Consider the following 12803-nt stretch of genomic DNA (forward strand, 5'->3'; position numbering starts at 1 on the left):
GGCTATCCCTTCAGCGCGGTGACGACGTGGGCGGCGAGCTCCATCGCGGCCTGGCGCGTGGCCGGGCGCAGCGCGTCGAGGTCGATGCGGGCGCCCTCGGCGAGGTGCGGGTCGTAGGGCAGGCGCACCACGGTCTCGACGCGGGTCGCGAAGTGCGCCTCGATCTCGTCCACGTCGCCGCCGCGGCCCTGGCCGGCCGACTGGTTGATGACGACGATCGCGCGCTCCGCCAGGTCCTTGCGCCCGTGGGCCTCGAGCCAGGTCAGCGTCTCCGAGGCCAGGCGCGCCTCGTCGACGCTGGCGCCGGAGACAAGCACGACGGCGTTGGCCTTTTCGAGCGTGCCCTTCATGACGGAGTGGACCATGCCCGTGCCGGAGTCCGTGAGCACGATCGAGTAGAACCGCGACATCAGGTCCGTGACGGCGCGGTAGTCGGCGTCGTCGAAGGCCTCGGCCACGTGCGGGTCGGTGTCCGAGGCCAGCACGTGCAGGCGCGAGCCCTCGCGGGCGGAGTAGGCGGAGAGCTTGGCGAACGAGTCGACCATGAACCGGTTCTGCACCAGTTGCCGGGCGGTGTACCGGGTGCGGCCGGGCGACCGGTCCGCGAGCGTGCCCCGGTCGGGGTTGGCGTCCAGGGCGATGACGCGGTCCTCGCGCACCTGCGCCAGGGCCATGCCCAGCAGGGTGGTCACGGTGGTCTTGCCGACCCCGCCCTTGCGGGAAAGCACCGGGACGTAGCGGGTCCCGCCCTCGAGCCCGGAGGCGATCCGGTGCTCGGTGATCCGGCGCAGCCGGACCGCGTCGGAGTCGCCGACATTGACGCGGCCGAGCGTGGCCCGGAACAGCCAGCGCCGCCAGCCGGACTCGGGAACGCGGTCCCGGTGCGGCAGGAGCCGTTCGGGGGTGAGCGCGGCCGCGGACTCCGGGGCGCGGGCCTCGGCGACGGGCCGGGGCCCTGCCTCGGCCGGTGCCGCGGAACCGGCGCGGGGCTCGGACTCGGCACGGGGGCCGGAGCCGGGGCGGGGCCCGGCCTGCGCGGCGCCGCCGTCGTCCTCCGGTCCGGCGGCGTCGTCGCCACCGGCCTCGGTCCCGCCGGTTTCGGTCCCGTCCGCCGGGGCCGGGGCGTCCGCGGCGGCGGCCGCGGTGGCCGGGAACGGCACGCGAAGCCCCGCGGGAAGGTCGGCCGGCGAGGCCCCCGGGAGACCGGGGTCGCCGGCTTCCGCCCGAGGACCGGAGGCCCCGGCGGTGGCGCCGCCCCGGGCCTCGGCGGCCTCCCCGGCGGCGGTCGCCGGGCGGTCGTCCACGGGTTCGTCGTCAGGGCGGCGGGGCTCGCTGGTCATGGTCTCCTCAAGGGGGTGAAGGGGGATCGCGTCCGTGATCGGACCGTGACCACCCTAGCGCACGTCCCCGAACGCCAGCGGGGCGGGAACGCCGTGGCGTTCCCGCCCCGCTGGCGGGTGCCCCGAGGGCTACGCGGGCTTGATCTGCACGAGCAGGTCCCCGCCCTGGGCCTGGGCCGTGCCCTCGATGGCGAGGCGCTCGACGACGCCGGCCACCGTGGTCGTGATCGCGGCCTCCATCTTCATGGCCTCGATGGTCGCGACCGTATCGCCGGCCGAGACCGTGTCACCCACGGACACGGTCGCCGTCACGGCGCCGGCAAACGGGGCGGCCACGTGCCCGGGGTTGGCCGGGTCGGCCTTCTCCGCGGCCTTGACCGTCGACTCCACGGAGCGGTCCCGCACGGTGATCTGGCGCATCTGCCCGTTGAGCGTGCACATCACGGTGCGCATGCCCTTCTCGTCGGGCTCGCTGATCGCCTGCAGGGTGGCCAGCAGGCGCACGCCCTTGCCCAGCGAGATCACGTGCTCGTGGTTCTTGACGAGCCCGAACAGGTAGTCGCGCGTGTGCAGCACGGAGACGTCGCCGTACTCGGCCTGCGTCTTCTCGAAGTCGCGGGTCGGGCCGGGGAACAGCAGGCGGTTCAGGGTCGTCCGCCGGGAGGCGGAGTCGCCGCGCAGCGCCTGCGCGTCGGCCTCCTCCAGCTCCTCGACGCGGACCTTGACGTTCCGGCCGGCCAGGGCCTTGGTGCGGAACGGCTCGGGCCAGCCGCCCGGCGGGTCGCCGAGCTCGCCGGAGAGGAACTGGATGACGGACTCCGGGATGTCGAACGCGGCCGGGTTGGCCTCGAACTCCTCCGGGTCCACGCCCATGCCGACCAGCTGCAGGGCCAGGTCGCCCACGACCTTCGACGAGGGCGTGACCTTGACCAGGCGGCCGAGGATCCGGTTCGCGGCCGTGTACATGTCCTCGATGGCCTCGAACCGCTCGCCCAGGCCCAGCGCGATGGCCTGCTGGCGCAGGTTCGACAGCTGGCCGCCGGGGATCTCGTGGCGGTAGACGCGGCCGGTCGGGGCCGGCAGGCCGGACTCGAACGGCTTGTACATGGACCGGACGGACTCCCAGTAGGGCTCCATCGCGGCGACGTCCTCCAGGCCGAGGCCCGTGTCCCGCTCCGTGTGCGCCAGGGCGGCGACCAGGGCGGACGCCGAGGGCTGGCTGGTGGTGCCGGCCATCGAGGCGGTGGCGACGTCGACGGCGTCGACGCCGGCGTCGATCGCCGCCATCAGGGTCGCGAGCTGGCCGCCGGCCGTGTCGTGCGTGTGCAGGTGCACGGGCAGGTCGAACCGGTCGCGCAGCGCGGCGACGAGCCGGGCCGCGGCCGCCGGGCGGAGCAGGCCGGCCATGTCCTTGATGGCCAGGATGTGGGCGCCGGCGTCGACGATCCGCTGGGCCAGGTCCAGGTAGTAGTCCAGCGTGTAGAGGTCCTCGGCCGGGTCCAGCAGGTCGCCGGTGTAGCAGAGGGCCACCTCCGCCACGGCCGTGCCCGTGGCGCGCACCGCCCGGATGGCCGGGGCCATCTGGTCGACGTCGTTGAGGGCGTCGAAGATGCGGAAGATGTCGATGCCGGTGGCTGCGGCCTCCGCGACGAACGCGTCCGTCACCTCCGTCGGGTACGGCGTGTACCCGACCGTGTTGCGGCCGCGCAGCAGCATCTGCAGCGGCACGTTCGGCAGCTCGGCGCGCAGCAGCTCCAGCCGCCTCCACGGGTCCTCGCCCAGGAAGCGCAGCGACACGTCGTAGGTGGCGCCGCCCCAGACCTCCATGGAGAACAGCTGCGGGAGGGTGTGCGCGTACGCCGGCGCGGCGGCCAGCAGGTCGCGGGTGCGCACGCGGGTCGCCAGCAGCGACTGGTGCGCGTCGCGGAACGTGGTGTCCGTGACGGCGACGGCGGTCTGCGCGCGGAGGGCCTTCGCGAAGCCCTCCGGCCCCAGCTCCAGCAGGCGCTGCCGCCAGCCCGACGGCGGCACCAGCCCGGAGGGGCCGTCGAACGGGCTGCGCGTGGGCTCGGAGGACTTGTCCCCCGGGAACGCGGGGAGCCGCTTGCGCGGGTCGATGCCCTCGATGCGCGGCCCGTACGGCTGGTTGACCGTCACGTCCGCCAGGAAGGACAGGGCCCGGGTGCCGCGGTCCTGCGAGCGGTTGCCCTCCAGCAGGTCCGGGCGGGAGTCGATGAAGTCCGTGGCCACGTCGCCGGAGAGGAACTGCTCGTCGTCGAGCACGTTCATCAGGAACGGGATGTTGGTCGCCACGCCGCGCACGCGGAACTCGGCCAGGGCGCGCCGCGCCCGGGCGATCGCCATGCCGAAGTCGCGGCCGCGGCAGGTGAGCTTGACGAGCATCGAGTCGAAGTGCGGGGAGACCTCGGCGCCCGTGTAGATCGTGCCGCCGTCCAGGCGCACGCCCGAACCGCCCGCCGAGCGGTACACCGTGATGGTTCCCACGTCCGGGCGGAAGCCGTTCGCCGGGTCCTCGGTGGTGATGCGGCACTGCAGGGCCGCGCCCCGGATCCGCAGGCTCTCCTGGCGGATCCCCAGGTCCTCGAGCGTCTCGCCGGAGGCGATGCGCATCTGCGAGGAGACCAGGTCGACGTCGGTGATCTCCTCCGTGACGGTGTGCTCGACCTGGATGCGGGGGTTCATCTCGATGAACACGTGCTGGCCGGCCCGCTCGCCCACGGTGTCCACGAGGAACTCCACGGTGCCCGCGTTCTGGTAGTTCAGGGCTTTGGCGAACTTCACCGCGTCGGCGTACAGCGCCTGGCGGATCCCCTCGTCCAGGTCCGGGGCCGGGGCCATCTCGATGACCTTCTGGTGGCGCCGCTGCAGCGAGCAGTCGCGCTCGAACAGGTGCACCACGTTCCCGGCGCCGTCGGCCAGGATCTGCACCTCGATGTGGCGCGGGCGCAGCACGGCCTGCTCCAGGAACACGGTGGGGTCGCCGAAGGCGGTGCCGGCCTCGCGCATCGCGGCGCCCAGCGCGTCCGGCAGCTGCTCGCGCGTGTCGACGCGGCGCATGCCGCGTCCGCCGCCGCCGGCGACGGCCTTGACGAAGACCGGGAAGCCGATCTTCTCGGCTTCGGCCAGCAGGTAGTCGACGTCGGCGCTCGGCTCCGAGGACGCCAGCACCGGGATGCCCGCCTCGCGGGCCGCCTTCAGCGCGGCGACCTTGTTGCCCGCCAGCTCCAGCACCTCCGGCGGGGGGCCCACGAACGTGATGCCCGCCTCCGTGGCCGCGCGGGCCAGGTCGGGGTTCTCCGAGAGGAAGCCGTAGCCGGGGTAGATGGCGTCCGCGCCCGACTCCTTTGCGACGCGGATGACCTCCTCCACGTCCAGGTAGGCGCGGACGGGGTGGCCCTCCTCGCCGATCTGGTACGCCTCGTCGGCCTTCTGCCGGTGGATCGATCCGCGATCCTCGTACGGGAACACGGCAACCGTCTTCGCACCCAGCTCGTAGCCGGCACGGAACGCGCGGATGGCGATCTCACCGCGGTTGGCCACCAGGACCTTCTTAAACATGCTGCTCCTGCGATGTGTCAGCGGACAGGACGGCGCGCCGACGGACCGGGATGGGGACGACGGCGGCACCGGGCGCGATCACGCAGCAACCGGCCCGAGCCACACCCTAGCGTGGCCCCGCACACACCCGCGAAAAGATGTCGGCGCGCAACGCGCCCGGGCCAGCCGCCCGGCGCGGGGGCGGCCGCGCGGGTGCCCGTATGATGGACCGGAGCAGAGTCAGCATCGGCAAACACAGTAAGGTCGTGGTCCTTTCCCGTGCAGATTGTGAGCATCAGCAGCCTCAAGGGTGGGGTCGGCAAGACGTCCGTCACGCTTGGCCTCGCGTCCGCCGCCCTGGCGGCCGGGTTGCCCACGCTCGTCGTCGACCTCGACCCGCACGCCGACGCCAGCACCGGCCTGGGGGTCCAGCCCGAGGGCCGGATCGGCATCGGCCACCTGCTCAAGAACGCCCGCCGCGCGGACCTGGAGGCCAACGCCGTACCGAGCCCGTGGGCCGCCCGCGGCGCCGGTCAGCCGGGCGAGTCCCGCCCGCCCGTCCTCGACGTGGCGTTCGGCGAGTCCTACACCGGGATCTACGACCGGCCCGACCTGCGCCACCGCGACCTGCGCCGGTTGGCGACGGTGCTCGGCCGCGCTTCGAAGTACTCCCTGGTGCTCATCGACTGCCCGCCGTCGCTGAACGGCTTGACCCGGATGGCCTGGCTGGCGAGCACCCGCGTGCTCCTCGTGGCCGAGCCCAGCCTGTTCTCGGTCGCCGGGACGGAGCGGACGATGCGCGCCCTGGACCTGTTCCGGAAGGAATTCGCCCCGGGCATCGCCACCGCCGGGGTCGTGGCCAACCGCTACCGCGAGGCCTCCGGCGAGCAGCGCTTCCGCCTCGAGGAAATGCGCCAGATGTTCGGGGACCTGCTGCTGGATCCGGTCCTGCCGGACCTGTCGAATTGGCAGCAGATCCAGGGCGCGGCGTACGGGGTGCACCAGTGGCCCGGCGAGGCGGCGCGGCAGGCGGCCGGCTACTTCGACGAGCTGCTGAAGGGCCTCACCGATTCGGGCGGCAAGCGCAACCGCCTGGCCCGCGGCGTCCGCGCCTGACCCCGGCGCCCTGGGCCGCCGGCGGCGCCCGGAGATCGACCACCGGCGCCCGGCGGACGACGCCCTTAACGACAGCCGCCCCGGACCCTCGGTCCGGGGCGGCGGCGCGTGCGGGCGCTAGCTGGCGGACTTCTTCCTGGCCGCGCGCCGCGCGGAAAGCTCATCCTCGGGGAAGTCCTCGGCGGCATGCTCGCTGGGCAGCTCGGACAGGCTCCCCTCGACCTCGCGCCACACGCGGCCGACGGCGATGCCGAACACGCCCTGCCCGCCCTGGACGAGGTCGATGACCTCGTCGGCGGACGTGCACTCGTAGACGGAGGCGCCGTCGCTCATGAGCGTGATCTGGGCCAGGTCGTCGACCCCGCGCTCGCGCAGGTGGCCCACCGCGGTGCGGATCTGCTGCAGGGAGACGCCCGTGTCGAGCAGCCGCTTGACGACCTTCAGGACGAGGATGTCGCGGAAGCTGTAGAGGCGCTGGCTGCCCGATCCCCGGGCCCCCCGGACGGCCGGCTCGACGAGTCCGGTGCGGGCCCAGTAGTCGAGCTGGCGGTAGGTGATCCCCGCTGCCTTGCAGACGATCGGCCCGCGGTAGCCCGCGCCCTCGTCGAGCGCGGGGAGCTCGTCCCCGAACAACAGCCCCTGGGAGCCGCCGTGGGCGGCCGGTCCGGGCGCGCCGGAAGACGGATCGTGGTGATCGTCGGTCGAACGCACGTGAACCCCTCCTTAATGTGCCCCCCGCGAGGGCGGCCTCCTCCACCGGCCTCCCGAGGTGCGGCGGGGATGCCGGGCGGCGCCACGGTGGACCGTGGGAAACCGTTGCTTTGACGGTACGGCCGAACGACCCCCACGTCAAAGACCTTCAAGCTTAACTTGAGGGCGTGTCGTCAGCCCTCGAAGTCCTCGGGTTCGACGTCGGCGAGGAACTCCCGGAAGCGCTCCACCTGGTCCTCCTCGCCGTCCCCTCCCTGCTCCTGGCCGACGATCACGCCGGCGTCCTCCAGGACGGCGGGGGCACAGGTCAGGGGGCAGGCCACGCGCAGGGCCACGGCGATCGCGTCGGAGGCGCGGGCGTCGACCTCGGTGCCGTTGTCGAAGAACAGGCGGGCGTGGAAGACCGTGTCCTCCACGGAGACGATCCGGGCCTCCGTGACGCGCCGGCCGAGGGCGGAGACGACGGAGACCAGCAGGTCGTGGGTCATGGGGCGGGGCGTGGTGATCCCCTGCTGCGCCATGGCGATCGCCGACGCCTCAGGGGCGCCGATCCAGATGGGAAGGTGCCGCTCTCCCCCGTGCTCCTTCAGCAGCACCAGCGGCTGGTTCGACGGCAGCTCGATCCTGACGCCGAGGATGTCCAGTTCAACCATGCCGGCCCCTTTCCCTACAGGAACCAGACTAGTGGTCCATTTCCGCAATGGAACCGTTGACGAGGGCGCTGTGCAGCGCCAGGCACGCGCCGCTGATCTCGCGGGCGGCCTCGGCGGCGCGCGCCCGGGAGGCGACGTCGCGGCGGCTGGCCACCGGGGCGACGGCCCGCTCGACGAGCCCGACCTCCCGGTCGGCCGCCGCGCGGAAGGGGCGCAGGTGCCGCGCCTCGATCCCGTGGCCGGCCAGCGTCGCGGCCGCGCGGACGACCTTGACGCAGTTCTCGTCGAAGCGCTGGTCCTCGGCCGCGATGAGCCCGTAGTCGAGCAGGTCGTCCAGCAGGGCGTCGGAGGCCCCGGTCGCGCCCTGCAGCTCCGCCCGGGTGAGCGGGCGGGTGTGGCCGGCCAGTTCGCTCGCCAGTTGGTCCGTCACGGTCCGGGGCGCCAGCGCCACGCCGCCGGGCAGCTGGTCCGGGCGCTCGCCGCGGTCGATCGCGTCCAGGTAGTCCTTGATGACCTTCAGGGGCAGGTACTGGTCCCGCTGGAGCGCCAGGATGAAGCGCAGCCGGTCGATGTCCGCGGGCGTGTACTTGCGGTACCCGGCGGCGGTGCGCTGCGGGGTGATCAGGCCCTTCTCCTCGAGGAACCGGATCTTCGAGGCCGTGGTCTGCGGGAAATCTTCGGCGAGCTCGGAGAGGACCTCGCCGATGTTCAGGACCGCGGGGCGTGCCTGCTCGCCGCCGGGGCCTGCGCGCCGGGCGGATGCGGAGGGTGCCACTGGGCCGCTCAGCCCTGGCGCTGGCCGGTGGTCGGGCGGGTTCCGGCGTAGAAGGTCAGCCGGAACTTGCCGATCTGCACCTCGGAGCCGGTGCGCAGCTGCACCGAGTCCACCCGGTCGTGGTTCACGTATGTCCCGTTGAGGCTGCCGGAGTCCACGACGAGGAACCCGGTGCCGGAGCGCCGGAACTCGGCGTGCTTGCGGGAGACGGTGACGTCGTCCAGGAAGATGTCCGCCTCCGGGTGGCGCCCGGCGGTGGTGCGCTCCTGGTCGAGGAGGAAGCGGGCGCCGCGGTTGGGGCCGGAGTGGGCGATCAGCAGCGCGGAGCCCTCGGGCAGCGCCTCGACGGCGCCGCGCTCCTCCGAAGACAGGGACGCCTTGCCGACGCCGTCGTCCGCGAGCGGAGGCAGACTGATGCTCGTCGTCTCCGCTGCCGTCTCGCGGCGGTCGGGCGCCGTTCCGCCCGCGCCGTTCTCCCCAGCCATGTGGTGTCCTCCCTGGTGTGGTCTCGAGGGCCTGTGCCCGCCGTGGTTCCCGGGCCTCCGCGTGTCCGCGGTCCCGGGCGTGTCCCCGTTCAGCCTAACCTACCTGCTGCTCGTACTCGCCGGCCCCGAGGAGGCTCTCCAGCTCCCCTGCGTCCTCGAGCCTGACCTCGAACAGCCATCCGTCGCCGTAGGGGTCGGAGTTGACGATCGCGGGGTCGGATTCGAGGGAGTCGTTCGCGGCGACCACGGTGCCGGCCACGGGCGCGAAGATGTCGCTGACGCTCTTGGTCGACTCGACCTCCCCGACCACGTCCTGGGCGGACACGCGCGTCTCGGGCTGGGGCAGCTGGACGAACACGACGTCCCCGAGGGCGTCCTGGGCGAAGTCGGTGATCCCGACGCGGACGATGCCGTCCTCGCCGGTCTCGGCGACCCACTCGTGTTCCGCGGTGTACCGCAGTTCCTCGGGAACGTTGCCCATCCTGGCCCCCTCGCGCCTGGCTTCCGGTGTCGGGCGCCACAGGGGCGCCGCGGTGAAAAGTATAGGCACAAGTCACGGCGTGGATTAAGGGGCGGACGGAACGCGACCGCGGCGGCCGGAGTGGGCTTAAACACTTCGGGGCCGGGAACCTGTGCGGTTCCCGGCCCCGGTCGGTCGGGCTAGCGGGATTTGAACCCACGACCTCCTGACCCCCAGTCAGGCGCGCTACCAAACTGCGCCATAGCCCGGTGGACTTCCGCAGCCGTTCTCCCTTCGGTTTCCCTCGGGTTCCGTCTGCGAAAAGCTCCTTGAGTACTCTACAACATCTTCGGGACTACTTTTGACGCTTGCGCTTTTCGCGCACGCGCATGGACACCTCGATCGGCGTCCCCTCGAACCCGAACGTCTCCCGGAGGCGGCGCACGATGAACCGGCGGTAGCCGGCGTCGAGGAAGCCCGTCGTGAAAAGGACGAACCGCGGCGGCCGCGAGGACGCCTGGGTGCCGAAGAGGATGCGGGGCTGCTTGCCGCCGCGCACCGGGTGCGGGTGGGCCGCCACGAGCTCGCCCAGGAAGGCGTTGAGCTTGCCCGTGGGGATGCGCCGGTCCCACGACTCCAGTGCCGTGTCCAGCGCCGGGACGAGCCGGTCCTTGTGCCATCCGGTGCGGGCCGAGAGGTTCACGCGCGGGGCCCAGGCCACGTGGGCCAGGTCCTGGTCGATCTCGCGCTCCAGGTAGTACCGGCGCTCGTCGTCGAGCAGGTCCCACTTGTTGAAGGCCAGGACCAGGGCGCGCCCGGACTCGACGGCCAGGGTGAGGATCCTCACGTCCTGCTCGGAGAGGACCTCGTCCACGGCCAGCAGGACGACGGCGACCTCCGCCTTCTCCAGCGCGGCCTGCGTGCGCAGGGACGCGTAGTAGTCCGACCCCTTCGCCATGTGCTGGCGGCGCCGGATGCCGGCGGTGTCCACGAAGCGCCACGTGCGCCCGCCCAGCTCGATGAGCTCGTCCACGGGGTCGCGCGTGGTCCCGGCGAGGTCGTCGACGACGACGCGGTCGGAGCCCGCGAGCTTGTTCAGCAGCGAGGACTTCCCGACGTTGGGCCGGCCGAGGAGCGCGACGCGCCGCGGGCCGCCGGTGGGCAGCTCCGCGCCGTGCGCGGAGCGCTCGGGCAGTTTGGCCAGCAGGTCGTCCAGCAGGTCGCCGACGCCGCGCCCGTGCAGGGCCGACACCGGGTAGGGCTGGCCGAAGCCGAGCGCCCACAGGCTCGCGGCGTCCGCCTCCTGGACGAAGTCGTCGACCTTGTTGGCGACGAGGAAGACGGGCTTCTTCTTGCGCCGCAGCATGCGCACGACGCCCTCGTCGGTGGCCGTGGCGCCGACGGCGGAGTCCACGACGAAGACGACGGCGTCTGCGGAGTCGGCCGCGATCTCGGCCTGCTCGGCGACCCGGGCGTGGATGCCCTTCGCGTCGTGCTCCCAACCGCCCGTGTCGACGAGGCGGAACGGGCGCCCGTTCCACTCGGCGTCGTAGCTGACCCGGTCCCGGGTCACGCCGGGGACGTCCTCGACGACGGCCTCGCGGCGGCCGATGATCCGGTTCACGAGGGTGGACTTGCCGACGTTGGGCCGGCCGATGATGGCGACCACGGGCGGGGCGGGCGCCTCCCAGGCGCCGCCGCCGTCGTCCTCCATCCCGGCCAGCAGCGCCGCGTCCTCGTCGTCGAGCTCGTACTCCTCGAGCCCGGCCCGCAGGCTCTCGGCGCGCGCCTGCGCGTCCTCCTCGGAGATCGCCGCGAGGCGCTCCCCGACGCGGTCCTCGCCCTGGGGCTCGTACTCGTCCTCGGCGCCGGGGCGCGCGGTGCTCTCGCTCATGCTCGGTTTCCCTTCGGTTGCGGGCTGCGGGTGCTCACCGGGCGCGGGCGCGCTGCGCGTCGACGACGCCCAGCACGGCCGCGACGGTGGCCTCGAAGTCCAGGTCGGAGGAGTCGACGGTGGCGACCCCGTCCGCTGCGGTGGTGAAGTTGACGACGGCCGAGTCCTTGGCGTCCCGCCCGGTGACCTGGCGCTTCAGGGCCGCCGCGTCCTGCGTGCCGCCCAGCTGCAGGCCGCGGCGGCGCAGGCGCGCCTCCTCGCTGGCCGTCAGGAGGATCCGGGCGTCGGCGTCCGGGGCGACGACCGTGGTGATGTCGCGGCCCTCGGCCACGATCCGCCCGGCGCCGGCGATGATCTCCCGCTGGCGGCGGACCAGCTCGGCGCGGGCGTCGAGGTTGGTGGCGACGGCGGAGACCGCCTCGGAGACGCGCGGCTCGCGGATGGCCTCGGTGACGTCGGTGCCGTGGACCAGGACGCGCTCGTGGTCCGGGTCGGTGCCGACGTCCAGGACGGCCGCGCGCACGGCGTCGGCGACGGCGTCCGGATCGGCCAGGTCGGTGCCCGCGTCGAGGCAGTGCCAGGTCACGGCCCGGTACATGGCGCCGGTGTCGAGGTACGCGGCGCGCAGCCGGCGGGCTGCCTCCTTGGACACGGACGACTTGCCGCTGCCCGAGGGGCCGTCGATGGCGACGACGAGCTTGTCCACTACTGGACCACCTTCCAATCCTTCGCGGTCAGCGCCGCGGCCAGTTCATCGAGGCGCCCGGGCAGGACGGACAGCTCCACCATGCCCACGCGGTGCCCGGACGAGTGTTCCATGCGCAGGTCCTCGACGTTGATCCCGGCCTCGCCGACGTCGGCGAGCAGCTGGGCGATCTGGCCCGGCCGGTCGTCGACGACGACCGTGGCGACGGCGAACGCCTGCGGCGGGGCGCCGTGCTTGCCGGGGATGCGCGCCTGCCCCGCGTTGCCCTCCCCCATCAGCTCGGCCAGGTCCAGCAGCGCGCCGGGACCGGTGGGGTCCTCGAGCGTGGCGATCAACCGGTTCAGGTCCTCGCGCAGCCCGTGCAGGATCTCCACGAGCCGGGGCGCGTTGTGTTGCAGGATCTGGATCCACAGCCGCGGGTCGGACGCGGCGATGCGCGTCGTGTCCCGCAGCCCGTTGCCGGCCAGGGCCAGCGTCTGGTCCGGGGCCGTGAGCAGGCGCGAGGCCAGGAGGGAGGAGGCGACCTGCGGGAAGTGGGAGACGAGGGCGACGGCGGCGTCGTGCTCCTCGGCCCCCATCCGCACGACCGTGGCCCCGAGGTCGATCGCGAGGTCGACGGCCGCGCGCTCGGCGTCCGGCGACGTGCCCGGGTGGGCGCAGACCACCCACGGCATGGCCGTGAACAGCGCGCCCCGGGCGGCGGCGGGGCCGTGCTTCTCCCGCCCGGCCATCGGGTGGGTGCCCACGTAGCGGGACAGCTCGGCCTCGCCGAGGCGCGCGTCCGCGCGCAGCGCGGCGAGGATGGAGGACTTGACGCTGGCGATGTCGACGACGGTCGCGCCCGGGTGGTCCAGCAGGGCGCGGGCCACGGCGCCGGCGGTCACGTCCGGCGGGGCGGCGACGACGACGAGTTCGGGCTCGGGGTCGGTCGCGGGGTCGTGGAGCGTGCCGGCCCCGATGTCGCGGGCGACGGCGGCGGCCGTCGGGGAGACGTCGCTGAGCAGGACCCGGGTGCCGTGGCGGCTCAGGCCCAGCCCGACGCTGGCGCCGAGCAGCCCGGTGCCCACGATGAGGACGGGGCCGTTCACGTGCAGGGCGGCCACGG

At 73.4% G+C, this 12803-nt stretch carries 11 protein-coding genes and 1 tRNA gene; 1 reads left to right on the plus strand and 11 read right to left on the minus strand.

Features of this window, described 5'->3' with window-relative positions; genetic code table 11:
- Positions 1–2: 2 nt before the first annotated feature.
- Positions 3–1340, minus strand: coding sequence for a MinD/ParA family ATP-binding protein (locus AC1Q5D_RS04025; RefSeq protein ID WP_481737277.1), 1338 nt, complete (start codon positions 1338–1340; stop codon positions 3–5).
- A 129-nt stretch (positions 1341–1469) separates the two neighbouring features.
- Complete coding sequence (locus AC1Q5D_RS04030; RefSeq protein WP_481737278.1) at positions 1470–4919, minus strand: pyruvate carboxylase; 3450 nt, start codon at positions 4917–4919, stop codon at positions 1470–1472.
- Between the two features lie 258 nt (positions 4920–5177).
- Between AC1Q5D_RS04030 and AC1Q5D_RS04035 the strand changes: the two genes are divergently transcribed.
- Positions 5178–6014: a ParA family protein gene (locus AC1Q5D_RS04035; RefSeq protein WP_481737279.1), complete on the plus strand. Its 837-nt coding sequence runs from the start codon at positions 5178–5180 to the stop codon at positions 6012–6014.
- Between the two features lie 117 nt (positions 6015–6131).
- Here the strand turns inward: AC1Q5D_RS04035 and AC1Q5D_RS04040 are convergent, their stop codons facing one another.
- The 9 genes from AC1Q5D_RS04040 to AC1Q5D_RS04080 form a co-directional block, all read right to left on the minus strand.
- Positions 6132–6650 carry a MerR family transcriptional regulator gene (locus AC1Q5D_RS04040; protein ID WP_481737315.1) on the minus strand — a complete coding sequence of 173 codons (519 nt, stop codon included), beginning with the start codon at positions 6648–6650 and terminating at the stop codon, positions 6132–6134.
- Between the two features lie 248 nt (positions 6651–6898).
- Positions 6899–7378, minus strand: a complete 480-nt coding sequence (locus AC1Q5D_RS04045) for a bifunctional nuclease family protein (protein ID WP_481737280.1) — start codon at positions 7376–7378, stop codon at positions 6899–6901.
- A 28-nt stretch (positions 7379–7406) separates the two neighbouring features.
- Positions 7407–8153 carry a transcriptional regulator FtsR gene (gene ftsR / locus AC1Q5D_RS04050; RefSeq protein WP_481737281.1) on the minus strand — a complete coding sequence of 249 codons (747 nt, stop codon included), beginning with the start codon at positions 8151–8153 and terminating at the stop codon, positions 7407–7409.
- An 8-nt stretch (positions 8154–8161) separates the two neighbouring features.
- Positions 8162–8638 (minus strand): FHA domain-containing protein, encoded by a 477-nt coding sequence (locus AC1Q5D_RS04055; RefSeq protein ID WP_481737282.1) that lies wholly within the window; start codon positions 8636–8638, stop codon positions 8162–8164.
- 94 nt (positions 8639–8732) lie between these two features.
- Positions 8733–9119 carry a glycine cleavage system protein GcvH gene (gene gcvH / locus AC1Q5D_RS04060; RefSeq protein WP_481737283.1) on the minus strand — a complete coding sequence of 129 codons (387 nt, stop codon included), beginning with the start codon at positions 9117–9119 and terminating at the stop codon, positions 8733–8735.
- Between the two features lie 174 nt (positions 9120–9293).
- Positions 9294–9367: transfer RNA gene (locus AC1Q5D_RS04065), tRNA-Pro, on the minus strand.
- A gap of 86 nt (positions 9368–9453) precedes the next feature.
- Complete coding sequence (gene der / locus AC1Q5D_RS04070) at positions 9454–10992, minus strand: ribosome biogenesis GTPase Der (RefSeq protein WP_481737284.1); 1539 nt, start codon at positions 10990–10992, stop codon at positions 9454–9456.
- Between the two features lie 34 nt (positions 10993–11026).
- On the minus strand, positions 11027–11698 hold the full coding sequence (gene cmk / locus AC1Q5D_RS04075; RefSeq protein ID WP_481737285.1) for a (d)CMP kinase: 672 nt from the start codon (positions 11696–11698) through the stop codon (positions 11027–11029).
- The gene (locus tag AC1Q5D_RS04080; protein ID WP_481737286.1) at positions 11698–12801 is read right to left on the minus strand and encodes a prephenate dehydrogenase; all 1104 of its coding nucleotides are present in this window, start codon (positions 12799–12801) and stop codon (positions 11698–11700) included. The genes cmk and AC1Q5D_RS04080 overlap by 1 nt, the downstream gene beginning before the upstream one ends.
- Between the last annotated feature and the right edge of the window lie 2 nt (positions 12802–12803).

The organism is Arthrobacter paludis (genome assembly GCF_056782315.1).

Bases quoted from the DNA above. Each gene is read 5' to 3' on its own strand.
- AC1Q5D_RS04025 (WP_481737277.1), bottom strand. From the start codon at position 1,340: ATGACCAGCGAGCCCCGCCGCCCTGACGACGAACCCGTGGACGACCGC.
- AC1Q5D_RS04030 (WP_481737278.1), bottom strand. From the start codon at position 4,919: ATGTTTAAGAAGGTCCTGGTGGCCAACCGCGGTGAGATCGCCATCCGC.
- AC1Q5D_RS04045 (WP_481737280.1), bottom strand. From the start codon at position 7,378: ATGGTTGAACTGGACATCCTCGGCGTCAGGATCGAGCTGCCGTCGAAC.
- AC1Q5D_RS04055 (WP_481737282.1), bottom strand. From the start codon at position 8,638: ATGGCTGGGGAGAACGGCGCGGGCGGAACGGCGCCCGACCGCCGCGAG.
- gcvH (WP_481737283.1), bottom strand. From the start codon at position 9,119: ATGGGCAACGTTCCCGAGGAACTGCGGTACACCGCGGAACACGAGTGG.
- der (WP_481737284.1), bottom strand. From the start codon at position 10,992: ATGAGCGAGAGCACCGCGCGCCCCGGCGCCGAGGACGAGTACGAGCCC.